Origin of the sequence: Mariniplasma anaerobium, assembly GCF_016865445.1 — a bacterium.
GTDB classification, from domain to species: Bacteria; Bacillota_I; Bacilli_A; order Acholeplasmatales; family Acholeplasmataceae; genus Mariniplasma; species Mariniplasma anaerobium.
Window position 1 is genome coordinate 927,502 of sequence record NZ_AP024412.1, and the last position, 26,655, is coordinate 954,156.

Here is a 26,655-nt window from a genome sequence, read left to right on the forward strand (position 1 = left end):
TATTATGGTAAAATACTTACAGTAAAAACTAGGAGGAAGTAAAAAGATGAAAATAAATTTAAGAACCAGATCACTTCGTGAAGTCAGAAAAGACAGAATGATCCCTGGTGTTATGTATGGTAAATCTATTGATTCAACTAATATTGAAGTAGAAGAAAAAGCTTTTAAAGATGCTCTTTCAGAATACGGTAAATCAATGACTTTTCAAGTTGAATTAGATGGCCAAATTCATAATGTATACATTAAACATGTTAAAACTACAATTTTGAGACCACATGATATTATCCATTTTGAATTTCACAGAATCGCAGCTGATGAAACAGTATCTGCAAGTATTCCAGTAATTATTCATGGTAAAGATGAACTTGACAAACGTAGACTATATGTCCAAATGGGATTATCTAGTATCGATTGTGAATATTTATCAGGTAGTGGTATTTCAAGCTTTGAATTTGATGTTTCTGAAATGGAAATGGACGATTCAGTTCACGTTAAAGATCTTGTTGTTCCTGAAGGTGTAACAATTCATGAAGATTTAGAACAAGTTGTATTTAGTGTTAAAGAAGCACATGAAGCACCGGAAGAAGAAACTGAAGATGCTGAAGAAGGTATTGAATACGATACTGGTGAAGCTGAAGAAGTTGAAGAAGACAAAGAAGCTTAAAGACAATAAATGAAAAGTAATCATATAACATGATTACTTTTTTTTGTGATAAAATAGAGTTAGGTGATCTATATGAAAATAAAACTAACACACATTACAATGAATTATGAAATATATGGTAAAGGTAAACCCTTAATTCTTGTTCATGGAAACCAAGAAGACCATCATATTTTTGATTGTTTAATAGATGCTTTAAAAGATTCTTATCATATATATGCACTTGATAATAGAAATCATGGAGATAGTAGTAAAAACGATGATTATTCTTATGATGCTATGACAGATGATTTATATGAATTTATCTTAAAGCTAGATATACAACATCCAAGTATTCTAGGATTTAGCGATGGCGGTATTATCGCTTTAAAACTAGCAATTAAGGTTCAAAATCTCTTAAATAAGCTGATTTTATGTGGCGTTAACTACGATGTTAAAGGTATAACTAAAAAGGCTTATAAAGATATCTTAAATGAATATAATAAGACAAAAAATCCATTACTAAAGCTTATGATAGATCAACCACACATTTTAAAAAACAGTATCAAGAATATCGAGTTAAATACTTTGATTATTGTCGGACAATATGATGTAATTAAATTAAAACATACGCATAAACTTCATCATATGATTAAAAATTCTAAACTTATGATTCTAGATCATAAGGCACATGATGATTATATAATTGATAAAGATGATTTAAAAAATATAATTAAAGAATTTGTATAATAAAAAAAAGGCTATTAAACATGAAATTCATGTTTATATAGCCTTTTATCTTAAATAAGATTAACCAATAGTAAGTAAGTAAACTACTGTATTTGCTAATGTAATGATTGTAAAGAATACAGAACTAAAGATTACACCAGTCCAAATGTTACCAGTTTTTTGTGATATTCTTCTCATAAGAATACCAGCAACTGATAATGTAGGAATTAAACCTACTGTTAATATTGCGCTAAGTGAGAATGTTGGATAAGCTGCAACACCTGTATTATATAATACTGAATATTGATAAACTAAGAAGATAAGAACTGGTCCAGCAAGTATGACTGCAGCAAACACATCACCAAGCCAACCTTTTATATTCTTTGTATTTACGAAAACAGTGATGCCAGCAGCGAAATAGTAAATAAAGAATAAAGGTATGTATCTTAATGCAGCTACAAATTGTTGTGAGTTAAAGATTTGAATTGCATAAGTGTAGAATCTAAAGTCAGTTAAGAAAACCCATCCAACGATAGCTACAACAAATAATAATCCAAATGCTAAGACAAGAGCAGTAAGTATACTTGCTCCAACTTGTTTATAAGATGCTTTCAAACCATAAGGATTTTCTACAACTTCACCTTGATTAAACATTGGAGTTGTACCCATTACAACTAATAAGATTAATCCAGCACTACCTATAGCCCAATAAACGATTGTATTTACAGAAGGAGCACTCCAGAAATAAACATTAGTAAATAATTGAGTATTTGTTAATAAGAATCTGAAAGCAAGTGCAACAAAGATAACAACAACAGATGATAAAGTAGCTTTTTGAGCAACTTTGATCATATTATCTTTCTTAGCTTCTAAGCCAGTAGCGATAGTTGCTGCAACCCAAACTGCTAATATGACAACAACAGCACCAGCGATGATATAATACATTGCTGTAGCTAAGGTATCAAGCTCTGCAGATCGATCCATTAAAGGTTTAAGGAAATAGAAACTTAATAATAAACTGATTATTACAATTAAGCCTTTTAAATATTTCTTTTCTTTTGAAACTGGTAAAACATCATCTTGTGTAAGTTCTACACCATTAGCATAAACTTTATTAAATACTGGTAATGTAGTTACAAGCATAAATGCTGGAACGATCATTGCAAATAAAGCTACTAAGCCAACAAGTGTAAATGCTTCTTTTAACCACCAAGTTTGTGTTGTACTACCTGTTTGAATATCATATGATTCTAATGTTCCCAATCCATAAAGATCTAATTGATAGTCAAATGCTTTTTCAAAAAATCCAATAGTATATGCGCCAGATTCTAGAGACCATGTGTTTTGAGGATGTGTTTCATCTGGTGTATAAATAACTCTTTGTCCACCATCTTTGCTATAGAATGCACCAGCAGTTGCGCTGCCTTCTACAGTTCTTCCTAAAAAGTCTAGTCCTACTGGATCAGTTGTATAATCTTTATATCTAACTGAACCATCTTCACCAGGAGTAACATTATCAAAGAAGAATTGATCATAATGAGCTGCGATAACACCACTTGATCTAGTTGCGAATAAATCTGAAGCACCAGGAGCAACATATCTAAAGTCAGCACCTACTGCTAAAGATGCAGCGATTTTACGATAACCATTAGTTGCAAAATCCATTTCATCAAATAAAACAGCATATTCAGATGAGAAGCCACCCATTGAATGTCCACTAACACCAATCATACCATTTCCTAGACTGTCTTTTAGAACATAATCTTGTTCGTACATGTATTGAACTGCATCATATACACTTTTAACAAAGAAGTTAAATGCAGCAGGAGTTTCCCAAACTGAGTCTCCATGATCATACATATCAAAAGCTAAAACTACATATCCTCTTTTTGATAATTCGATTGCACCAATTTCTTGCATTTCAGAATTATTCAAATATCCATGAGTTAGGACAACAGCAGGAGCAGGATTATCTTCATCAACACCTCTTGGTGTATATAAATAACCAGCTAACTCACCATTTTCAGTTTCAAAACTAATCTTATCTACTTTTACTGAGAAGAATGAATTTTGAACCAATGATGCAAAGAAACTCGCAAGCAATACTACTAGTAACAATGAAACTAACCATTTTGTTGGTCTTGACAATTTTTTAAACATATAATCTCCCTTCACTTTCTATTTTTTTATATACAATCTATTGTATATATTATAAATGTAAATAACTGACAAAATAAAAAAAGAGCATGAACAAACCTATTTGTATGTTTGCTTAGCTCAGGGACTCTTAAAGCGTTTTCATTAACTTTTACTTGATTATATCACTGTTTTTTATATCTGTCAATAATTTAAAAAAGAAATCTAGATTAATATTAATATTAAAAAATACCTAATGCTCTTAATATAATAAATGTAATATAAGATGCATATAAAGTTAAAAGTATAAGGCCATCAATTTTAGATAATTTATTCTTTAATAAGCCTAATGCAACTGTTAATGATGTGATTCCAATTAAAATAATCATATCAACTAATACATCTTGATTTAATCCTAGAGGTACGACAACACCAGATAGCCCAACAATTAATAGTATATTAAATACATTCGAACCAATGACGTTTCCTAATGCGATATCAGCTTCGCCTTTTTTAGCTGCTATAGCTGATGTAACAAGTTCAGGTAAAGATGTGCCAAGTGCAACAATAGAGAGCCCTACAAGGGTTGTAGCCTTGCTTATGGACATGTCAAACGACTTGGTTAGTGTTTCAATTGCGATATATTCTGCACCTTCTGTAACTAAGAAGCCACCAAGTGCTACACCTATGATACCTATGATTAATAAGGTCATTGCTTTTTTTGTATCTACAAAAGGTAAATCTTCTTCAGATATATCTTTTTCAGAAGTAATCATTAAATACATATAAAAAGCAAAAGCTAGTAATAAGATAAGAGCTTCCCACCATACGATAGCAGCATCTGCTTGAAATAAATAACCCAAAGTGGCTAATAGTATTGTAATTCCAATTAAAAACGGAAATTCTTTTTTTCGCATAGATTTTTTAACGACAACTGGCATAATAAGAGCACTTGTACCTAAAATAAGTGTTAAGTTAGCAATATTAGATCCTATAATGTTTCCCATAGCAATATCAGCTGTTAATCCTTGAGATCGAGCTGATATTGAAGCTGTTAAGCTAACTGCTAATTCAGGAAGAGAAGTTCCAAAGGCAACTAAAGTTAGTCCGATGATTAATGGTGAAATTCTAAATTTTCTAGCAATTGAACTTGAAGACACAATAAAAAAATCTGCGCCTTTGATTAAAAAGACAAATCCAACTACTAAGTAAAGTATGTTTACAAAAATCATTTGAAATACCTCTTCATCCTCTATATATGCTTATAAATTATGTTTTTATCAAAAATAAAAACTTACAAGAATTAAATCTTGAAAGTCTGTTACAAGGATATAGTCAAACTAGATTAGATATAGATGTCAATTTGATCGACATAAATATAAACTATTGACTCCTCTTCACTTAAGTATTTTAGCATAATATCGGAGAACTAACAAGTAAAAATGAAAGATAGTTACTAATATGATGATCAAGTTATATTGACTTTTTGATGAAAAAATAGTATGATATTCTCATAACGATTTCACGGAGGAATCAATAAAAAAAATGGAAGATAGCAGTAGTAGGATCGACGATCCAGCATATCAGAGTTACAAAGACATTAAACGGTATCCTTTTTTTGGTGTCTTTTTTTGTTGTATAAAGGGAGATAAGTCATGATAATAGCTAGTATAACAATTATTCTTATTATTATTTTTACAGCAATATTAAGTGCAGCTGAGGTTGCATTGGTAGTTGTAAGCGATAGTAAAATCAATGAAGATGTGCTTAATAGAAATAAAAAAGCACTTAAAATACAAAAATTTACAAATGAATCAAAACGATATTTATTATCCATACAAGTCATAGTGACTTTATTGGCCATTATCAATGGAGCTGTAGCTTTAGACGCATTTTTTAATGATGTCATGACGCTATTTAACGATGTTGATTGGCTAAAACCAATTGCTATGATTTTAATCGCGTTTATATTATTGTTTATACATATCGTATTTGGTAGATTAATTCCAAGAAGATTAGCTATTAAATATACAGATGTTTTTGCTTATCAAACTATTGGGTTAATTACTATGATTCACGCGTTATTAAAACCGATCACATGGTTACTTAATAGAGCATCAATGCTTTTTGGTAGATTGTTTGGGTTGAAGCCTGATGAAGGTGAACGCAGAATGACTGAAGAAGAAATTAGATCGATTGTTGAAGTTAGTTCAAGATCAGGTAATATTGATGAAGATGAATCTGAAATGATTCAAAACATTTTTGATTTTAGTGATACATCAGTTGAAGAAATTATGACACATCGAACTGAAATATCTTCTATAAATATGAGATGGACAAGAAAACAAATTATAAACTATGTTCAAAATGAAAGATTTACACGTTTTCCAGTCTATGATAAAGATATCGATCACATTATAGGAACTATTCATGTTAAAGATTTATTAAAGTTTTTAGATAATGAAGAAGCAAAATTTTCATTGAAATCTCTACTTAGAGAACCATATTTTGTACCAGATAGTAAAAAAACAAGTGAATTATTCAAAGAGATGCAAGATCAAAAGAATCATATTGCTGTTGTTCTAGATGAATATGGTGGAACAGCTGGTATCGTTACAATTGAAGATCTAATTGAAGAAATTGTAGGTAATATCTTTGATGAATATGATGAAGATGAAGAAGAAATCAAAGCAATCAACCCATATGTATATGAAATAGATGGGTTAACGAACATTGATGATGTAGAAGATGAAATCATTGCTGGACTTCCAGTAGATGATTATGATACAATTGGCGGGTTTATTTTAGGACAACTTGGAAGATTTCCAGAGCCTAATGAAAAGATTGTTGTAAAATATAACCAATTTACATTTGAAGTATTAGAAACAAATGATAATGTCATTACAAAAGTAAAGGTTACAACACCTGGTCATTTAGAAGATCAAGAGGATGAAGAGGAATTATGACGTCTCAAGACTATATACAGATATCTATTTTAATAGGATTAATTATTTTATCAGCATTTTTTTCATCAACAGAAACAGCATTTTCATCTGTTAATAAAATAAAATTAAAAAACATGATTCAAAATGGACATAAAAGAGCAAAAAGAACTTTAAACTTAGCTGATCGTTTCGAAGATTTAATTATCACCATACTAATAGGAAATAATATTGCAAATATCTTATCAGCATCGATTGCCACAGTTTTTTTCATTAGACACTGGGGTGACATCGGAGTAACATTATCAACTGCTGTTATGACAACATTAGTTTTAGTATTTGGTGAAATTGCACCTAAGAGTTTAGCAAAGAAAGTTCCTGAAAAGTACGCACTTGCTACAACACCAATTTTGATAATGTTTCTATTTATTTTAAAACCCTTAGGCTTCATATTTGGAGCTATACAAAAAGGATTAAATAAAATATTTACTTTCAATGATGAACCTACAATTACTGAAGAAGAATTACTTACTTATGTAAGTGAAGCCCAGCAAGATGGTGGAATTAACGAAAATGAAGAAGAATTAATTAAAAGTGTTATTGATTTTGATGATTTAATCGTTGAGGAAATATTCACACCAAGAGTTGATATCATTGCTATTAGTGAATTAGATGAATCTGAAAAAATTATTAAAGCATTTAGACAATCAGGATTTTCTAGACTTCCAGTTTATGATACAAGTATTGATCATATTATTGGTGTTATTAATCACAAAGATTTTTATAACTTAGTTTTATTAGAAAAACAACCATTAGAATACATTATTAAGCCTCCTGTGTTTGTTACTGAATATATGAAGGTATCTAACCTTCTAGGCTTATTTAAAGCAAATAAATCACATATGGCAGTCGTTAAAGATGAATTCGGTGGTACATTAGGTATAGTTACTATGGAAGATGTCTTAGAAGAACTTGTTGGTGAAATTTGGGATGAACATGATGAAATCATTGAACAAATCATAAAAATAGAAGAACATAAATATAGAGTAAAAGGAAATGCTGAATTAGATGATGTATTTGAAAGAATAGGGATAGATGATGACTTAGATTTTTCAACTGTTAACGGTTGGATACTCGATGAAATGGGTAAAATTCCTTTTATTGGTGATTCCTTTCATTATAAAAACCTATTAATTACAATTACTAGCGCTGATACTAAAAGAGTTCTAGAAGCAACCATAGAATTGCAAAACATTGAAAAAGAATTAACTGAAGATGTTTCATAACTACTTATATAAAACAAAAGACTAGCATTTATTTACATATGCTAGTCTCTTTTTTAATTTTTATGTATAAAAAAAAGCACATTAACGTGTGCTTTTAATTATAACTTTTATTATTGTTGAGCTTTTGCGTTTGCGTAAGCTCTCATAGCTACTTTGTAATATTGATCAAAATCAACTAGTGTAGCACCTGATACAACTGTATCTACAACCCACATACCATCATCATTCATTGTATATGTTGCACTAACTTTAGAACCAACTAGAACTGAAGTGATTTCAGCCATTTGGCCTGCCCAATCCCAACGGTCTCCACCGTATCCTGTACCTGATTTAGTCCATTGGTCACCTTCTGGTGTAGGATAAGTAGCATGTTTTGTACCATCAGCGTTTGCAATAAATACTGTACCATCTTGAGTGCCTTCAACATATAACTTAGCATTTGCTTCAATTGCTACCCAATCAAGAAGATCAGTACCATCAGCAGCTGCATATGTTGGCATACCAACTACAACATCATCTTCACGAGCACCTTCAGTTGCAGTGAATAATACATCACCAACTTTAAAGTATTTCGCAAATGATTTAACACCATGACTATTACCTAGTACAACATCAGTTGCACCTTCAGCTGGAGTTTCAATAACTGCTGCATTGAAAGGTAGGTAATACTCTTCAATAGCTGCTGCAGTAACTACACCATCTGCATCAATCGTTAACTCAACTTCACCCACATAAATTTGGTGAGCGATCCCATAACCTGTTGCTGTTGCTTCTTTAGGTCCACATGATACCAATAGTAGTCCCATTACTAGAACAGCTAACACTGTAACTAACTTTTTCATTATTCAATTCCTCCTACGGATTTGTTTTTCTACACTTCCAATATATCAAATAATAAAAATAAATTCAACGAATGTAATAACAAAAAACTATAAAAACGTTTTACTACTTCAAATATAAAAAAAACTAAACTATATTTGTCAATCCCCTTTTATTACTTACAATAAAATGATACAATAATTAAGCGGAAAGGTATGTGACATATGGATAACAATAAACTAAATGAACGACAAAAATCTATCCGAAACTTCTCAATTATTGCTCATATCGATCATGGTAAGTCAACCTTAGCTGATCGTATATTACAAAAAACTAAAACTGTAAGTGACAGAGAGATGAAAGCACAGCTTCTTGATTCTATGGATTTAGAAAGAGAACGTGGGATCACAATAAAACTAAATGCTGTTGAGGTTTTATATACAGCATTAGATGGAAAAGATTATATTTTTCATCTTATAGATACTCCAGGTCATGTAGATTTTACATATGAAGTTTCAAGATCATTAGCAGCTTGTGAAGGTGCTGTTTTAGTCGTAGATGCTGCACAAGGCATTGAAGCTCAAACACTAGCTAATGTATATTTAGCAATCGATAATGATTTAGAAATCATTCCTGTTATTAATAAAATAGATCTTCCAAGTGCGGATCCTAAAAAAGTAAAAAATGAAATTGAAGATATTATTGGATTGCCTGCTCAAGATGCTGTTTTAGCTTCTGCTAAAGAAGGTATTGGGATTATTGATATATTAGAAAGAATCGTAACAGATATACCAGCTCCAAAAGGTGATGCAAATGCACCACTTCAAGCATTGGTCTTTGATTCATTATATGATGCATATAAAGGTGTTATTCCATCAATTCGTATATTTAATGGTACGGTTAAAAAAGGTGACGTTATTGAGTTTATGAACTCAAAAGCAAAATATGAAGTTATTGATGTTGGTGTACATACACCTAAAACTATTATTAAAGAAGTTTTAGGACCTGGTGACGTTGGGTTTTTGACTGCAGCGATAAAAGATATTAATACAGTTGGTGTTGGTGATACCATCACACTTGCAAACAATAGAGCGAAACATGCACTTCCAGGATATAGAAAAATGAATTCAGTTGTTTTTTGTGGATTGTATCCTATTGATTCAGACAAATATAACGATTTAAAAGATGCATTAGAAAAATTAAAATTAAACGATGCTTCTCTCATATATGAACCAGAAACATCACAAGCTTTAGGTTTTGGATTTAGAACAGGATTTCTTGGCTTATTGCATATGGAAATTGTGCAAGAACGTATTAGTAGAGAATTCGGTATTGAATTGATTGCAACTGCACCTTCAGTTATCTATCATGTTCATTTAACTGATGGTAGTGTCATAACAATTGATAATCCGTCTAAACTGCCTGAACCTCAGGTCGTTGAATTTATAGAAGAACCTTATGTTAAAGCAACGATTATGACACCTAAGGAATATGTCGGTACAGTTATGGATATTTGTCAAAAGAAAAGAGGTATCTTTGGTGATATGACATATGTAGATGCAAATCGTGTCACAATTACCTATGATCTTCCTTTATCAGAGATAGTATTTGACTTTTTTGATAAATTAAAATCTACAACTAAAGGATATGCTTCATTTGATTATGAAATATCAGGATATAAGCAATCCAGACTTCAAAAAATGGATATCTTATTAAATGGAGAAGTAATCGACGCACTATCAACGATCGTTCATAGAGATTTTGCATACAATAGAGGTAGAAGTGTCTGTGAGCGTATGGTTAAACTAATCCCTAGACAAATGTTTGAAATACCAGTTCAAGCTTCTCTAGGTAATAAAGTCATTGCAAGAACTACCATTAAAGCGATGCGTAAAGATGTTTTAGCTAAGTGTTATGGTGGAGATATCACACGTAAAAAGAAACTTTTAAATAAACAAAAAGAAGGTAAAAAGAAGATGAAGGCTATCGGCCGAGTCGATGTGCCTCAAGAAGCATTTATGGCGATATTATCTAACAGTGATGAGTAATTAATCTCATCACTTTTGTTTAAATATGTGTTAAATTACTGTATAATAAGAGTAAGGAAGTGATTAAATGAAGGGATTATATGTTCATATCCCGTTTTGCGAGTCTATTTGTCACTATTGCGACTTTGTAAAAAGAGTTCCAAAAGATAAAAATATGATTGATCAATACTTAAAAGCCCTTCGTCAAGAGATTTTAAGCTATAAAGATCATTTTAAGTCTATAGAGACAATCTATATTGGTGGTGGTACACCAAGTATGTTAGATTTAAACCAATTAACTTTTTTATTTGAAAGTCTAAAAGATATAGCTCCAATTGAATATACGATTGAAGTTAATCCAGAAAGTTACACACCAGAAAAAGGAAAGTTATTTAAAACTTATGGTCTAAATCGTGTCAGTTTAGGTGTTCAAACATTTAATGCAGATTTATTGACTTATTTAAATAGAAAGCACACGAAACAACAAGTTTTTGATGTCGTAGAAGACTTGAAAAGATTGGATATCAAACAAATTAGTGTAGACTTAATTTATGCAATACCTAATCAAACTATGGACGATCTTAAATATGATTTAGAAATGATAGATCAATTAGATATCACACATGTGTCTTGTTATTCATTAATTTTAGAAGAAAAAACATATTTTTATCATCAATATTTAAAAGGTAATTTTGAAGAAGTTGATCAAGATATTGAAGCTAACATGTATAAAATGGTTATTGATAACTTAAAGCTTCAAGGTTTTGAACATTATGAGATTTCAAATTTCCAAAAAAATGGACATCATTCACTTCATAATTTAATCTATTGGACATTAGGTAGTTATATAGGATGTGGATTAGGTGCTCATGGATTTATTGATAACATGAGAACTTATAATCATAGACTATTAACTGAGTATTTAATTAATCCAATGAAAAGTAGCGAATTTCAAGATGAAAAAACATTACTTCAAGATGAATTGATTTTTGGGTTAAGAAAAATTAAAGGTGTTTTAATTAGTGATTTAGAACAAAAGTACAAAATCAAATTATTAGATGTATATCCAAAGATCAATGAAAAAATAGATCTTGGATTAGTTGAAATAAAAGATGGTTATCTAAGACTTACTAAAACTGGAATATTTTTAGGTAATCAAGTATTTATGGTGTTTATATGAAATATTTATTAAAAGATTTTGAATACTATCTAAAAAAAGAAAAAGGGTCATCTAAAAATACGGTGAGCTCTTATTTGAGAGACTTAAATCAATATCAAGTCTTTTTAGAGAAATATCATAAAATCACTCAACCAAAACATATTGAAAAAAAGCATATTGAAGGATACTTAAAAAGTCTAAATAAGAAACTATCTGGTAAAACAATTGCTAGAAAACTATCCTCTATCAAAAGCTTTCATCATTTCTTACTCATAGAAAATGAAGTTGCTATTGATATTACAAAAGATTTTGCATCACCAAAAATCGAAAAAACACTACCTAAAGTACTATCAGTTGATGAGGTAGTAGCTATATTAGAACAAGTCGACAAACAAACTGATTTAGGTTTGAGAAACAAAGCATTACTAGAACTGATATATGGATCAGGCCTTAGAGTAAGTGAACTGCTTGATATTAAAATTGAAGATATTCATTTAAATCAAAGCTATGTTATCGTTCATGGTAAAGGTGATAAAGAAAGAATGGTTCCAATATCAGATATGGCAAATATCGCTTTAAGAAAATATATGGTTGAATCTAGAGAACATTTACTTAAAGATAATCATACTAATGATTTATTTTTAAATCAAAATGGAAGTCGTTTATCTAGGCAAGGATTTTTTAAGATATTAAAAAAAATAGCCGCTGATGCAAATGTATCTGTTGAATGTTCACCACATACATTAAGGCATTCATTTGCAACACATTTATTAGAAAATGGTATGGATTTAAGAACACTACAAACATTGCTTGGTCATGAAGATATATCGACCACACAAATTTATACTCATATTAGTCAAAAAAGAATAAAAGAAATATATCAAAAAGCACATCCACGTGCGAAGGAGGATTTATAATGTATAAAAGAATATTTTTAATTGTCATGGACAGCCTAGGTATAGGCGAAGCACCAGACGCAAAGGATTATAATGATGTAGGAGCAAATACTATCGGTCATATTGCAGAAGCAATGGATCTAAAATTGCCTAATTTACAATCACTAGGATATGGAAATATCGCACCTATAAAAAATGTTGAGCCAGTTAAACATCCACAAGCTTTCTACACTAAAGTTCAAGAAGCATCATTAGGTAAAGATACAATGACAGGTCACTGGGAAATGATGGGTTTATATACAACTAAACCATTTCAAACATTTACTGATACTGGATTTCCTGACGAACTAATCAAAGAGTTAGAAGAAAAAACTGGAAGAAAAATTGTTGGAAATATTTCTGCTTCAGGAACTGAAATCATTAAAGAACTTGGAGAGCATCATATGAAGACAGGTGATTTAATTGTTTATACTTCAGCTGATTCAGTTTTACAAATTGCAATGCATGAAGATATCATTCCAATTAAAGAACAATATCGTATTTGTGAAATCGCAAGAGAATTAATGATGAAACCTGAATGGAAGGTTGGACGTGTCATTGCTAGACCTTTCCTAGGTACTAATAAAGATGATTTTAAACGTACATCTAATAGACATGATTATGCACTTAAACCATTTGATAAAACAGTTTTAAACTATTTAAGTGAAGCAAATTATGATGTAATTGCCTTAGGAAAAATCAATGATATTTTTGATGGTTATGGTATTACTGAATTTAGTAAAACTAAATCAAATGATGATGGTATGAAGCAATTAACAGAAACAGCAGAAAAAGATTTCACAGGACTATGTTTTTTAAACTTAGTAGACTTTGATGCACTATATGGACATAGAAGAAATCCAATTGGATATGGTAAAGCAATCGAAGATTTCGATGGACAATTACCAGCATTTTTTGATAAATTAAATGATGATGATTTAGTCATGATTACAGCAGATCATGGTAATGATCCAATTCATCACGGGACAGATCATACGAGAGAATATGTACCACTTATCATTTATACAAAAAGACATAAAGAAGGTAAAGCATTACCTTTATTAAAGACATTTGCTGATATGGGATATACAATCACAGATAACTTTAATACAGAAAAACCAAAACATGGAAAATCGTTTTTGAAATACTTGGGTGATAAATAATGTTAGATTGGATTAAGAATTTAGAACCAGAATTTTTGATTATATTTGTAGGCTTGCTACTTGCATTCATTATCAATATATTCATACTTATTAAAAGCAGTAAAACACTCGATTTAATAGGCAAGAGAGCTTTTAAATTAAATGAAGACTTAGTTATTAGAAGTGATAAAAAGATCGTTGATATACTCATTTCTAACACATCATTCATTAGTGTTAAAGTAGCTGCAGTAGGATACATATTTAAGAAAAACTTATTACCAATAAGTGAAGAAATCACCGAAATTGCACCTAGAGATTCTATCAAAATATCGATAGAAATTGATGCATTAAAAGCGTTTATTTTTAGTCAAGAAACAAAGCTTAAACGTTTGAAAATTTATGTTGAAGACACACTTGGTAGACGTACTTTAAAAAGAGCAAAAGACTCATATAGAGCACTTAAAAAAATGATTAAAGAAGAGAAAAAAGCCCAAAAATTACAAGCGAAAATAGAGCGTTTTAATACAGGAAAATATAATTTTATTGAACGTGTTGGATTAGTATTTAAGTTTATTTTTTCACCATTTTCTAAACTAAATTACATCATTAAAAAAGGGTTAAATAAGAGACTTAAAGAACGTGAAGTTAAACTAAAATTGATGAAAAAAGAAAGAGAACATACAGCGTTTTTAAAATCAATTGCAGAAGATGATCGTCGTGATAAAGAGCTCTTTGATTTAGAAAATAAGATTGCTTTAGAACGTAGTGAAATTGAGAAACAACAACAAGTGAAACATGAAAAATTCTTGTTAGAAAAGAAAAGATTAGCAGATGAAATGGCTGAATTAGAAGCACAAAAAGAACTAGAAAAACAAGAAGTATTAGAAGATGAAATGGCTAATGAAAAAGCCGATAATGAATCTAAAAAAACTGAAAAAACATCTAAAAAACAAGAAGAATTAACTGTTGTAAACGATGAAATAGCTTCTAAAAAATCTGAAAAAGATGATAAAATTATAGAAAAAAAAGGTTCAAATGAACCAATAAAAAAGAAAAAAATGGATAAAAAAAGTTAAAAAAGAAGCTAAAAAAATAATAAAAAAAGCCTAAAACTTATTAAAAGTTTAGGCTTTTTTGTTATTTATAAATATAAATTTAGTATCTATTTTATGTTTTAACCACATTGAGATAAATGAAATTATTGCTATAAATGGTGCTATGATTACAAATATAAATGACCATAACCCTAACCATTCTCTGCTATATGTTTCTGGATCTAGAAACGGATAAACATATCGTGCACTGTTAAAATCTGGCATCGTAATTACCATCAAATCACCATAAAAAGGTTCAATAATTAAGTACACACTTATTAAGAAAACGACTGGATAAATCAAGCAGATCCAAAACTTTTTTATGGGTAAAACTTGCTCATAAAACAGAAAATAAAATATGATAAAAAGAAGTGGATTAACAGTATGTAAAACATGCTGAATGAGTTCAATATTTTCCATATATGGAGCTAATAAAATATGGAAAATAATTGCAGTAACTAGTACGTTGACAAGTGTGATAAAAATAAGATATTTATACCAACTTTTATTGTGTAACTTTAAGATAAAAAATAGAGAAGTAATTGTTAAAAAGAGATTAGTTTGAGTTGTAAAATAAAAAGAAGTAACTAAAATAAACTCACCAAAATTTGAAGAATTAAAAGCTCTAATAACTTCTAAACTAATTCCATATAAACCTGATAAAAAAACTAAAAATGCAATATGATATTTATATTTTAGTAATCGAATCAAAATATCACCCTCTAGAAAAACAAAGCAATTTCTTTTAGATTTTTTGTCATACCTAATGCTAGCATGAGGCGTATTCTCGCCTTTTGAGAATTAAGATTATTAGTAAATATAACACCAAGTGTCTTTAATTGATGCCCTCCGCCAATATAACCATAGTTATCAAGGACTCTACCTTTTGGGCATCTTGATGTAAGGACTACAGGAATGTTATGATCGATTGCATTTTTGATTCCTTCAACCATTGATGGTGGGACATTGCCACGGCCAAGTGCTTCAATTACAATTCCCTTTATTTTACTTTCAACTAGAAAGTTTAGTATAAGTGAACTACTACCTGCAGAAATTTTTACGATTTCTACATTTTGTTCAATAGCTTCTGGTCTTATGATTTTTCGAAAATCAGGAGCTTTTCTTGTATATATTACATTTTCTTGCTCAACGATTCCAATTGGCCCAAACTCTAAAGACTTGAAAGTGTCTAATGAAAGTGTATGAGATTTAGTAACTTCAGATGCTGTATTGACTTCATCATTTAAACAAACTAAAACACCTTTGTCTTTTGACTGATCATTAGAAGCAACTAGTATAGAAGATACAAGATTACTCAATCCATCAAAACCTAATTCAGAGAAAGATCTCATGGATCCTGTAAAAACAACTGGCTTAGAAGAAGCTAAATATAGATCTAAAAAGTATGCAGTTTCTTCCAAAGTATCCGTCCCATGAGTGATGACAACACCATCAATTCTCGGCTCTTCAAGTAGTGAGTTGGTAAGCTTAGCCAGTTCAAACATGTCAGAAGGCGTGATGGCTGGAGAGGGTTTTAATGAGAAAAGTTTAGTCTCCAACACAACATTTTTTATCTCTTTAGATATGTCATTTATGAGTTCATTTTGGTTGTCTATGATTTGGTTCATATTTGTATTATGATCGCGTTCCATAGATATTGTGCCACCAGTAAAGATGACTATTATTGTTTTTTTATTCATATTATCACCATTTATATTGTATCACAGATAGCGTACAATCGTATCAACAAATAACTAGTACAAAAGCAGTAAATAACGAGGGTCAGAGCATTTATATAACCATAAGGTCGAAATAAGAAGGTAACGTAGTTATTAACTTATCCACAGCAAACCCACTAATAGCACGGTTAAGCATATAACTAATGGTTTACATAATATATATTATACGAATAAACATAGAATGTGAAATAGAAGAATTGATGGTTTTATCACCATACTGTTATGCGCGTGACCATGATAAAAATATGCAAAATACACTTCTACCACTATTAAATGACGTCATATTTTGTATATGAATGTAATAAATAAACACGAGAGTAGTTTTTGAGCGATCTAATATACTTCGGCTGTATGAATGTATGTCTAAAGCCCTCAAAACGTGAAATGACGTCTTTTGGGTGTTTTTGCTCTAATTTTACATACCCTATTTTATCTACTAGTTCTTCTTCTATGAATATGCATGTGTCTTGTTAATTGTTCACTTTTTTTAAAACCATGCTGGCGTGAGTTTATTTATTTTTATATGTGTATTTTAATCACAAAGTTTTTCCACGCACACCATCTTATCTATTTTTAATAATCACTTCTATTCATCTATTACATATTGAAATACACTTTTATATAATCGTACTATTTTTGCTATACGTGTTTTAAGAGATCTAATTGTATAGTTGTTAAGCTTGTAGTTTTAAAGTGTCTCAAAACGTGTGTGGTATTATCCAATGAATTCTAAACTTTTTGTATCTTGTTCTTCTCTTCTGGTTATACATGTAGTATCTTCAGTTATTCAAGAAAATTCTTTCAATATGAAAATTAGCATTTTTATTTTTTAAGTTTTTAATGAGTTGTTTATTTTAAGTAATGTTGTCTTTAGGATTCATGCCTATATTTAATAGACACTATAATAACTTGTAAATATCAAAAGTTACAGCATCACTCTTATAAATTAAAATTTCATGACAACTACACCTAATTATTAAAATCACATATTTTTGTATTTTATTTTATTATATATAAATATTATAAACAATTAAAATACACATATAAGTTTACAAATACTAAACTTATAAAAATAAAGAAAAGGCATATTGCTATACCTTCGTTTTTTTTATACATAACTATCTACTTTGTTAATCACTTAGTAATCTTAGTTAATATAGACTACTTATATTAATCAGAGCTAGATTCTTCTACTTTGATATACTCTATAATAAACTACAATAGTCCATAGTCTTTTAATGAACTATCATCTCATATAACATATCATCAGCATAATTATCATTGACTTAATTAATCCAGTTTTTAATAAGTTCTATAATCTCTTCAGACTTTTCAAATATTGCAACATGCCCACAATCTTCTAATAACACAAGAATGCTATCTTCTATTTGTTCTTGCATAATCTTTGAAAACTTTGGAGGTTTAAGTATATCATCCTTACCGCAAATAATAAGCGTAGGTGCCTTTATTTCATTTAATCGATTCGTCATATAGACATCATCATTAAACGTCTTATACAATATAATCTGTCCTTCTAAATAGCTTGGATCAACATGTCTTGTTGCTTCTGCACGTTGTTCCAAAAAGGCCATATTTTCCTTCATAAATTTTGGTCCATATATGCTTTTTGCCATACCCCAAAAAAAGGCATATCCATCTTTCTTTTCACATAGATCAATCCATGAATTTATTTCATTAACCATATCTTGATCAGTCTCACTTACTGAGTCTATAATAACTAGTGATTTAACAATCTCAGGAAATCTAAATCCAATATTTAAAGCAACTTCACCACCATAGCTAGTACCTACAAAATGAGCCTTATCAATATTTAAGTTTTTTAGTATTTGAACAGTTTCTTTCGCATGTTCTTCGAAGGTATAAGCACAGGCAGGTTTATCAGATTTTAACTGACCCTTAAAATCATGAAGGATTATTCTATAACCTAATTTAACAAAAGGCTTCATAATTGCATACCAACTATTTGTTGATGCCATGACACCATTTAAAAATACAATCACTTCACCATTTGGATTTCCTAAATCTTCTACAAATAATTCTAAGTCATTTATCTTCATAAATTTATCTCCTTATAAAAAAAGGGCATAGCCCTTTTAGTAATTTATAAATTCTAAAATATCTTTGGTTAATTGATCAGGAACATCTACTAATGGAGAATGTCCACAATTTTCATAAACAATTAATTTAGAACGTTTCTTTAAGGCGTTTACATTTTCTAAAACCATATATTCTGGAACTGTAATATCTTTGGTTGCCCATGTATGTAATACAGGTGCTTTTACTTTAGAAATATTGTTTGATCCAGCGTTGTACATATTGTGTTGATCTGACATATTTAAGTTAGCCAAAGCCCAATCTGCATCTGCTAAATTTCTTTGTTTTAATGATTCATCAATCCATAATTTGTTGTCTTCTTTTGAAGGCTTATTTACTGTATAAATAGTAACTCCAAATATGTAGCTTACAAAGTCAAAATTGCCTTCTTTTTGTGCATTAAGTAAAGGTAGTATTTGGACTGGGTCTTTTGCCATTTCATCAGGTGATTCATAGACTTGACCAATCATTGGTTTGCCTAGTGCATCTTTTTTAAATATTGGATATCCACGGTGCGTTGTTGAGTTAATTAAAACCAAATGTTCAACCATCAAAGGATAGTGTGCAGCAAACTCTAAAGCAACTCCTCCACCAAGTGACCAACCAATCACATCAGCTGATTTAATGTCTTTAGCTTCCATGAATAATTTAAGATCTTCAGCAAGGTCATAAAGTGATGAAATTCTTCTATAATATGTTGAATCACCAAAGCCTCTTAAGTCTGGAGCAATCACTCTTACATCTTTAGGTAATCTATCAAACAAAGGTGTGAAATGCAGTGATGATGAAAAATTACCATGTACTAACAAAATCACTTTTTCACCAGCGCCTTGTTCCACATAATGATAGACTTCACCATTTTTTAAAACGATTTTTCTTTTTTCCATTTTGTTACCTCCTATACTTGATAACTTGTTTGTTTGGTATTAATAAAACCCAATACTAGAGATACAAAAACCATAGGTGTTTCATACATTGATGCATGTCCCACTCCAGGTAAAATCACTAGACTTGATTCTTTAATATGTTCGTTTAAATATTTTTGATTATTGATTGGTGTTAGATAATCTTCATCAGCTGCAACAATCAACGTTGGAGCAGTTATTTGATCTAGTCTATCCCTAACATCATAGTGTTCTGCACTATTGGTTAAACGTTCCATAGCATCTAAGAAATCTGGGTTAGAAAAGATAGGTAATAAGATTTCTTCACGTTTCTTCATCCAGGCTAATCTTGACTCATAAAAGCTTGGAGAATAGATAGCTGGAATGGTAGCTTGATAGTAAGTTTTACCATCTCTTGTTCTTCCAATTGAATTCCATTTATAACCGATTTCTGCAAGCCAAGGTGAGGTGTAAGGTGTCGTATTAAACAAAACGAGTCTATCGACTAAATTTGGATGTTTTACAGCGAATTCTAGCGCAACTTCTCCACCATATGAAATACCTACAATACTTACTTTACTTAAATTTAATTCTTTAATTAATGCTTCTATAATTTGGACTTGTAGATCTTGTGTATAAACACTAGATTTTAATTTTGCTGATTGACCTTGATCCAAAAAATCGAGTCTGATACACATATTGTTTTCAGAAAAAGATTCCATGAATGGTTCCCAGCTTTTCGTAGACATCATAATACCATTTAAGATGACAAATGGTTTTCCTAAACCTTTAACATCATAATATATGTCTCGTCCTTTAAATATTAATTGTGCCATATTATTCTCCTTGAATATAACCAAGATTGATTGCTTCTTTAGTTAATTCATCTCTAAATTTTGGATGTGCAATACTGATTAGTAAATGAACACGTTCATTTACTGTTGTTCCTCTTAAGCATACACAACCATATTCTGTAACTACATAATCTACATCAGATCTAGATAGAGTAACTGCTGCACCTGGTTTTAAGAAAGGTACAATTTTAGAAATTTCTTCTCTTTCTCCAGTTTCTGGATTTTTAACATTTGCAGTTGAATAAAGTGTAATAAAGCTTTTACCACCTTTGGAATTTTGAGCTCCAACTGCAGTATCAACTTGACCACCTGTTCCACTAAATTGTTTGTATCCAATAGATTCAGATGCACATTGACCAGTAAGATCAACTTCAATAGTTGTATTAATTGAGATTTGATTATCATTTAATCCAATAATATGAGGATCATTAACGTAATTTCCATTTAAAATTTGAACACTTGGATTGTTATCAATGAAATCATATAATTCTTGAGTACCTAATGCAAAACAACATACATGTTTACCAATATGTGTGTTTTTCATCTTGCCATTAGCTGCTCCTGATTTAATAAGATGCATAAATCCTGTAGTTAACATTTCTGTATGAATACCAAGATTCTTTTTGTGTAGTAATTGTTGTGCGACTGCATTTGGAATGCCACCAATACCTAATTGAATGGATGATCCATCTTCAATAAGATCAGCAATATATTTTCCGATTTTAATATCTTTTTCGTTTGGAATAGCATCAGGTAGTGTTGGTGCTGGATAATCAGCATCAATGATATAATCGATATCACTTACATGAACTTCTAAATCACCAAATGTTCTTGGGAAATTTGGATTGACTTCAATGATTACGATATCTGCTAATGCTATAGCTTCTTTTTCATAAACATTAGATAATGATAATGAAACAAAGCCATGTTTGTCTGGTAGAGTTGATATACCAACGAATATGTGAGGTCTCTTATGCTCAAAGCGCTTACGACCAGCTAGATGTAGATGATTTGGAATAAAGCTTATGTTCCCGTTTTTTGAAGCTTTTCTTAGTGAGGGACCATAAAACCAACTGTCAACTGAAAATGATGATTTGTAAAGTGGATTCACAAAAAATTCAGCATTTTCAAATGGTAAACAATTCGTAACATGTACGTTAGTTAATTTGTCAGCACGATTGTGCAATTCATTTAGAAATAATTTTGGTTCAGCACCAGCCATACCAATAACGACGACGTCGTTTGATTTAACTAACTTAGTTGCCTCTACAGCAGTAATTTTTTTTGGAGTTTTCATAATGTCCTTCTTTCTTAATCAGAAATGTATTGAGTTAAGGGGAGTAATGAATACTCCCCTTGCGTCAACATAATTGTAATAATTTTTAAATGTAATTTAAATTATTTAGCTCTTACTGTTTCAATTGCTTCAAGACCAATAATCTTAGTGAATGAAGTTGTTGGAGCATAAACTAATTTATTTAATGCTAACATTGATAAACCAGTTCTGTTACCATCTGCCCAGTTAACTGTACCACTCATAGGAAGTGAAAGTGGAGATTCTTCAGCAGCAGCAATAAATGATTCCCAAGTTACTGTGTCTAAGTCTACTCTTTCAAGTAAAGTTACGAATGTTTGTGCAGCGATATAACCAGCGATTGCATAAGCGTTAGCCCATAAATCTTTAGCAGCTGTATCTCCATCAGTACGATCTGATGAATTCATATCATGAACAAATGTATCCCAATATGTAGCAGTGAAATTTGCAAGGTAAGCAAAGTCAGGGAATGCCCAACCAGCTAAAGTGCCATCTCCACCAATTTGTGCAGCAGTTGGAGCAGGAGCGCCAGCTTCAGAAATGTCAACCCATGCATTTGCATACACTTCGAATGGAAGTGGTGTTGTAGCATCTGCCATAGCTGGAGCAAATACGCCAGCACTGTTTACATAACTTGATAATACAGGAACTGTAGATTCAGCAACTCTTAAAGCAGTAGCCATTGCAGTAGCAGGAGCTTGATTAGCAGAGAATAAGAATACTGCAGGATCTAAGTCTAATGCAACTGAAGCAACAGCGCTTGCAGTTGATGCACTAAATGGTAAGTAAGTTACTCTATCAGCAACTTCTGCAGATGCAACTTCATCAGCAATACCAACTTTGATTGATTGACCAGCGTCATCATCAGAGTATAATACAACGATTTTGTCATCAGCAGCTAATTTAGCATCGCCAGCAGCACCAAAGATTGATTCGTTAAGTGCTCTAGCAACCATCATTCTACCTTCTGTACGATAAATAGGTTGAACTGATAAGATGTTGTTACCTGGTTGGTTTTCATAAAATAATGAGTTTACACCAGTTACACCATAAACCATAGGAATGCCTGATTCTAATAAATAATCCATAGTTGAGTTAACTGTATTAGTTCCAAAATGTCCAACAAGTGCGAATACATTGTCTTCTTCAACTAATTTTTTAGTATAAGCTAAACCTTGAGCTCCATCAAATCCATCATCATAATGAATAAAATTGATGTCTCTTCCATCATGTGTTGCATTGTATTCATCAAATACAACTTGCATAGCAAGGTTAAATGGTACACCAACACCAGCAAATACACCACTTGTAGCCGCTGTATTACCAACAATAATTTCTGTTTCTGTAATACCCGGAGTTCCTTCTTCAGTTTGACAAGCCATCAAACCAAAAGCAAAGGTAAATACGATTAATACTAATAAAAACTTTTTCATTTTTTTCTCCTTTATTTTTTTGTGCTTTTGCACTATTGTTACTAAACTTTATTGCTTACTCAACTACACCGAGATAAGCGCTAATTAAATCTTTATCATTGAGAAGATCTTTTGCTTTTCCTTCAATCTTGACTTTCCCAATTTCTAATACATAAGCATAATCCGCAATTTTTAATGTTTGTCTTGCGTTTTGCTCAACAATTAAAATGGTTCTACCATCTTCCTTGATTTTTTTAATGATATTAAAAATATCACGAATAATAAGTGGTGCAAGTCCTAATGATGGCTCATCGAGTAATAATAACTCAGGAGCTCCCATTAGTGCTCTACCAATCGCAAGCATTTGTTGTTCACCACCAGATAGTGTAGATGCTTGTTGCTTTCTTCTTTCTAATAAGATAGGAAAATATCCATAAACTTCAGTTAATAAACCTTTAATACGAACTTTACGAGATGTTTTAACTCCTTGTTCATCAGTTTTAGCTTCAATTGAATACGCACCAACTAATAAATTTTCTTCAACAGTTAATCCATTTAAAATCATGCGTCCTTCTGGTGATTGCATAATGCCTTTTTGTACAATTTTATATGCATGTTGATTTTGAATTTCTTCACCATTATAAAGAATTTGTCCATCTTTAACTTTTGTGAATCCTGAGATAGAACGAATGGTAGAAGTTTTACCAGCTCCATTAGCTCCTAGAATTGCTACAATAGATCCTTTTTCTACATGCATTGAAATACCTTTAACTGCTTTTACGATACCATAGTCGATTTCTAAGTCTTTAATTTCTAATATGTAATTACTCATCATCGTCATCTCCTAGGTAAGCTTTACGAACTTCAGGGTTTGATTGAATTTCTTTTGGAGTACCTAAACCAATAAGTTTACCAAATGAAATTGCACAAATTCTATCACATATAGACATAACAAGTCCCATATCGTGTTCAACTAAGAAAATTGTGATACCATATTCTTTGTTTACTTTTCTAATAACGTTTGCTAAATCTTTTGTTTCAGCATCATTAAGTCCAGCTGCTGGTTCATCTAAAATGATGAGTGCAGGATCCGTCATTAATGTACGAGCTAATTCTATTTTCTTTAGCACACCATAAGGTAGTCCGTATGGAGATCTAAATGCATATTCTTCAATACCTAAATTTTTTAAAATATTATAACCTTTTGTTCTAATAACTATATCTTCTCTTAATAATTTTCTAGTATGTGCCATATGATCTGCAAATGATGTGATTAGTAGAGAATGAGCAGCAACCATTAAATTGTCTAATACGGTTAATTCCCAAATAAGTTCAACATTTTGGAAACTTCTTGCGATACCTTCTTTAATCATATTATGTGTTTTATAATCATATAAACTAACGATATGATTTTCTTTGTTTCTTAAGATCATGTTTCCAGCAGTTGCTTTATAGAATTGTGTAATACAGTTGAATATTGTTGTTTTACCAGCACCATTTGGTCCAATAAGGCCAAAGACTTCACCTTTATATACATCAAATGATAAATCATTGATTGCTTTTATACCACCAAAGAACATCTTAAGATGGCTTACAGATAAGTGGATACGATCATTTTCAATCATTTTCATTACGGTTTCTACTTTATCTATAACAATTTCTAATTTTTCTATATTTTTTTCGGATACTTTTTCACCCTTAGACTGAGCCTTTTTTAATTCAGCTAGTTTAGGTTTGTATTTATCTAATAATTTTTGATCTTCTTGATGACGATTTTGATTGAATTTAATGATAAGATTTGTTAGTCTCTTATTTTCTTTTTCCATTTTTTCAATCTTAGCTAAATTTTTCTTTAAGAACATTTTAACATTTTTTTCAAGTTTTGTACTCTTGATTTCCATATTTTTAAATTGTTCTTTTTTTCTTTCATCTAATGCAGTAATTTTAGCTTTAACTCTTCTTGTTTCTTCTGCAACATCTTTAACGTGACGTAATTTTTGTTCAATCGTTTCAACATATGCTTTACGTTTTTCTTGTTGTTCTTCATCCCATGATTTAAGTAGAAGTTCAGCTTGAGTTTTGTCTTCAGTTCTAAATGTTTTTGTTTTAAACTTTCTTCTTGACCAGTATACTTTCTTATCATAACTTTCAATTTTTTTATTGCGTTTAATATCTACGCTAGTTAGGCCACCAATTTGTTCATTTAAAGGTGCGATATCTTCTGTATAGTAGTCATTAATTAATTTAGTTTCTTTTTGGATATAATTATCATATTTTTTACTATATTCAAATGCTAACCCTTTTAGATAATTAATTTTTAATACTAGCTTACGATGTTTATTAACATTATGATTATTTATAAATCTTTCTAAAATCGTTCCTGGCTTATTCTTCAGTTCCATAAACTCTCTCCTTTAACTTAAGTCTTGTTTTAATAAAGAGTCTCTTGATGTCACCAAATAATTGGATTAAACCACCAGGATAGAACATAACTACGATGATAATTAATAAACCATTAATAATGATTGAATAACTACCAAGATTTAAAGGCTGTAAAACAGCAAGATTTAAACCAAATATAACAAATGTTCCAAGTAAAATACCCCAAATTGATTTAGTACCGCCAATAACTACAGCTGCAAGTATATTTAATGCGAATGCTAATCCTACTGAAGTTACATCAGCATTTCTAACAAACATTAAACTTAAGATACCAGCAAGTGTACCAAATACGCCTGATATTGTAAACGCAAATAAACGGTATTTAATCAAACTGATTCCCATTGTTTGAGCAGCAGTTTCACTGTTTTTCATGGATAATAATGCACGACCAGTTGGAGAGTTAATCAAGTTATAGACAACACTCATTCCGATCACCACGAAGACTGCTATGAAAAAGAGTGTGGAGTTCGAATCAAATTGAATACCTAAGAATGCTAAAGGTCTACGAACAGCTCCTGATAAGAAGCCTCCCGATGTACCTGATGCATATTCAGGAATGTTTTTAATAATTTCAACTACTATTTGTGATAATCCCATCGTTACAATTGCCAAGTACATCCCAGCAATACGCAATGATACGAACCCAAAGAGTAGGGATACGGTAATTGAAATAAGGATAGCACCAACAATGGATACAGTAAGTGGTAATGTCATAAAGCGGTATAAATAGTGAAGCGAGAATGCTCCTATACCAACAAATGCACCAGTACCTAATGAAGCTAGTCCACCATAACCAAGTAGTAAAGCAAAACCTAGTCCAGCAAGATAGAAATATGATGTGGTTACGATTGCCCCGAATAAATCAGGTGGAATCACACCAGATAAAAATCTTAAAACAATTAGAATAAGTCCAAATACTAGAAATCCAAACTTAGGATTCTTAAAGAAGGGTTTTAATTTTTCGCGATATATTCTTCTCATATGA

Annotated in this window: 22 protein-coding genes; 9 read left to right on the forward strand and 13 right to left on the reverse strand. The window is 30.8% G+C overall.

Annotated elements, in window-relative coordinates:
- Positions 1 to 46 precede the first annotated feature (46 nt).
- Both MPAN_RS04490 and MPAN_RS04495 read left to right on the forward strand, forming a co-directional pair.
- Positions 47 to 664, forward strand: coding sequence for a 50S ribosomal protein L25 (locus tag MPAN_RS04490; RefSeq protein WP_176239837.1), 618 nt, complete (start codon positions 47 to 49; stop codon positions 662 to 664).
- A 72-nt stretch (positions 665 to 736) separates the two neighbouring features.
- Complete coding sequence (locus MPAN_RS04495; protein ID WP_176239838.1) at positions 737 to 1,390, forward strand: alpha/beta fold hydrolase; 654 nt, start codon at positions 737 to 739, stop codon at positions 1,388 to 1,390.
- 60 nt (positions 1,391 to 1,450) lie between these two features.
- Here the strand turns inward: MPAN_RS04495 and MPAN_RS04500 are convergent, their stop codons facing one another.
- On the reverse strand, positions 1,451 to 3,529 hold the full coding sequence (locus MPAN_RS04500) for an alpha/beta fold hydrolase (RefSeq protein WP_176239839.1): 2,079 nt from the start codon (positions 3,527 to 3,529) through the stop codon (positions 1,451 to 1,453).
- A 218-nt stretch (positions 3,530 to 3,747) separates the two neighbouring features.
- Positions 3,748 to 4,737 carry a calcium/sodium antiporter gene (locus MPAN_RS04505; protein ID WP_176239840.1) on the reverse strand — a complete coding sequence of 330 codons (990 nt, stop codon included), beginning with the start codon at positions 4,735 to 4,737 and terminating at the stop codon, positions 3,748 to 3,750.
- A gap of 423 nt (positions 4,738 to 5,160) precedes the next feature.
- On the opposite strand from MPAN_RS04505, the gene MPAN_RS04510 reads away from it, so the two are divergent.
- A complete protein-coding gene (locus MPAN_RS04510; protein WP_176239841.1) occupies positions 5,161 to 6,471 on the forward strand; it encodes a hemolysin family protein in 1,311 nt (436 codons plus the stop codon).
- Positions 6,468 to 7,733, forward strand: coding sequence for an HlyC/CorC family transporter (locus MPAN_RS04515; RefSeq protein ID WP_176239842.1), 1,266 nt, complete (start codon positions 6,468 to 6,470; stop codon positions 7,731 to 7,733). The genes MPAN_RS04510 and MPAN_RS04515 overlap by 4 nt, the downstream gene beginning before the upstream one ends.
- A 110-nt stretch (positions 7,734 to 7,843) precedes the next feature.
- Here MPAN_RS04515 and MPAN_RS04520 read toward each other — a convergent pair whose 3' ends face one another.
- Entirely contained in the window at positions 7,844 to 8,575 is a 732-nt protein-coding gene (locus tag MPAN_RS04520) for a hypothetical protein (RefSeq protein ID WP_176239843.1), read from the reverse strand.
- Between the two features lie 201 nt (positions 8,576 to 8,776).
- On the opposite strand from MPAN_RS04520, the gene lepA reads away from it, so the two are divergent.
- From lepA to MPAN_RS04545, 5 genes are all read left to right on the forward strand, one after another.
- Positions 8,777 to 10,600 (forward strand): translation elongation factor 4, encoded by a 1,824-nt coding sequence (lepA, locus tag MPAN_RS04525; protein ID WP_176239844.1) that lies wholly within the window; start codon positions 8,777 to 8,779, stop codon positions 10,598 to 10,600.
- A 67-nt stretch (positions 10,601 to 10,667) separates the two neighbouring features.
- Positions 10,668 to 11,759 carry a radical SAM family heme chaperone HemW gene (gene hemW / locus MPAN_RS04530; protein ID WP_176239845.1) on the forward strand — a complete coding sequence of 364 codons (1,092 nt, stop codon included), beginning with the start codon at positions 10,668 to 10,670 and terminating at the stop codon, positions 11,757 to 11,759.
- Positions 11,756 to 12,655: a site-specific tyrosine recombinase XerD gene (xerD, locus tag MPAN_RS04535; protein ID WP_176239846.1), complete on the forward strand. Its 900-nt coding sequence runs from the start codon at positions 11,756 to 11,758 to the stop codon at positions 12,653 to 12,655. The genes hemW and xerD overlap by 4 nt, the downstream gene beginning before the upstream one ends.
- The gene (gene deoB, locus MPAN_RS04540) at positions 12,655 to 13,836 is read left to right on the forward strand and encodes a phosphopentomutase (RefSeq protein WP_176239847.1); all 1,182 of its coding nucleotides are present in this window, start codon (positions 12,655 to 12,657) and stop codon (positions 13,834 to 13,836) included. Before xerD ends, deoB begins: the two co-directional genes overlap by 1 nt.
- Positions 13,836 to 14,891: a hypothetical protein gene (locus tag MPAN_RS04545; protein ID WP_176239848.1), complete on the forward strand. Its 1,056-nt coding sequence runs from the start codon at positions 13,836 to 13,838 to the stop codon at positions 14,889 to 14,891. The genes deoB and MPAN_RS04545 overlap by 1 nt, the downstream gene beginning before the upstream one ends.
- 48 nt (positions 14,892 to 14,939) lie before the next feature.
- Here the strand turns inward: MPAN_RS04545 and MPAN_RS04550 are convergent, their stop codons facing one another.
- The 10 genes from MPAN_RS04550 to MPAN_RS04595 all read right to left on the reverse strand — a co-directional run bounded on the left by MPAN_RS04550 (position 14,940) and on the right by MPAN_RS04595 (position 26,651).
- Positions 14,940 to 15,620, reverse strand: a complete 681-nt coding sequence (locus MPAN_RS04550) for a hypothetical protein (RefSeq protein ID WP_176239849.1) — start codon at positions 15,618 to 15,620, stop codon at positions 14,940 to 14,942.
- 11 nt (positions 15,621 to 15,631) lie between these two features.
- A complete protein-coding gene (locus tag MPAN_RS04555; RefSeq protein WP_176239850.1) occupies positions 15,632 to 16,609 on the reverse strand; it encodes an asparaginase in 978 nt (325 codons plus the stop codon).
- Between the two features lie 1,325 nt (positions 16,610 to 17,934).
- Entirely contained in the window at positions 17,935 to 18,726 is a 792-nt protein-coding gene (locus MPAN_RS04560) for an alpha/beta fold hydrolase (RefSeq protein WP_176239851.1), read from the reverse strand.
- Between the two features lie 36 nt (positions 18,727 to 18,762).
- Complete coding sequence (phaZ, locus tag MPAN_RS04565; protein ID WP_176239852.1) at positions 18,763 to 19,650, reverse strand: intracellular short-chain-length polyhydroxyalkanoate depolymerase; 888 nt, start codon at positions 19,648 to 19,650, stop codon at positions 18,763 to 18,765.
- Between the two features lie 11 nt (positions 19,651 to 19,661).
- Positions 19,662 to 20,483: an alpha/beta fold hydrolase gene (locus MPAN_RS04570; RefSeq protein WP_176239853.1), complete on the reverse strand. Its 822-nt coding sequence runs from the start codon at positions 20,481 to 20,483 to the stop codon at positions 19,662 to 19,664.
- Between the two features lies 1 nt (position 20,484).
- Entirely contained in the window at positions 20,485 to 21,798 is a 1,314-nt protein-coding gene (locus MPAN_RS04575) for an acetyl-CoA hydrolase/transferase family protein (RefSeq protein ID WP_176239854.1), read from the reverse strand.
- 101 nt (positions 21,799 to 21,899) lie between these two features.
- Positions 21,900 to 23,249 (reverse strand): ABC transporter substrate-binding protein, encoded by a 1,350-nt coding sequence (locus tag MPAN_RS04580; RefSeq protein WP_176239855.1) that lies wholly within the window; start codon positions 23,247 to 23,249, stop codon positions 21,900 to 21,902.
- A 55-nt stretch (positions 23,250 to 23,304) separates the two neighbouring features.
- Positions 23,305 to 24,060: an ABC transporter ATP-binding protein gene (locus tag MPAN_RS04585; RefSeq protein WP_176239856.1), complete on the reverse strand. Its 756-nt coding sequence runs from the start codon at positions 24,058 to 24,060 to the stop codon at positions 23,305 to 23,307.
- Positions 24,053 to 25,630 carry an ABC transporter ATP-binding protein gene (locus MPAN_RS04590; RefSeq protein ID WP_231756732.1) on the reverse strand — a complete coding sequence of 526 codons (1,578 nt, stop codon included), beginning with the start codon at positions 25,628 to 25,630 and terminating at the stop codon, positions 24,053 to 24,055. The genes MPAN_RS04585 and MPAN_RS04590 overlap by 8 nt, the downstream gene beginning before the upstream one ends.
- Complete coding sequence (locus tag MPAN_RS04595; RefSeq protein ID WP_176239857.1) at positions 25,614 to 26,651, reverse strand: branched-chain amino acid ABC transporter permease; 1,038 nt, start codon at positions 26,649 to 26,651, stop codon at positions 25,614 to 25,616. Before MPAN_RS04595 ends, MPAN_RS04590 begins: the two co-directional genes overlap by 17 nt.
- Positions 26,652 to 26,655: the final 4 nt, after the last annotated feature.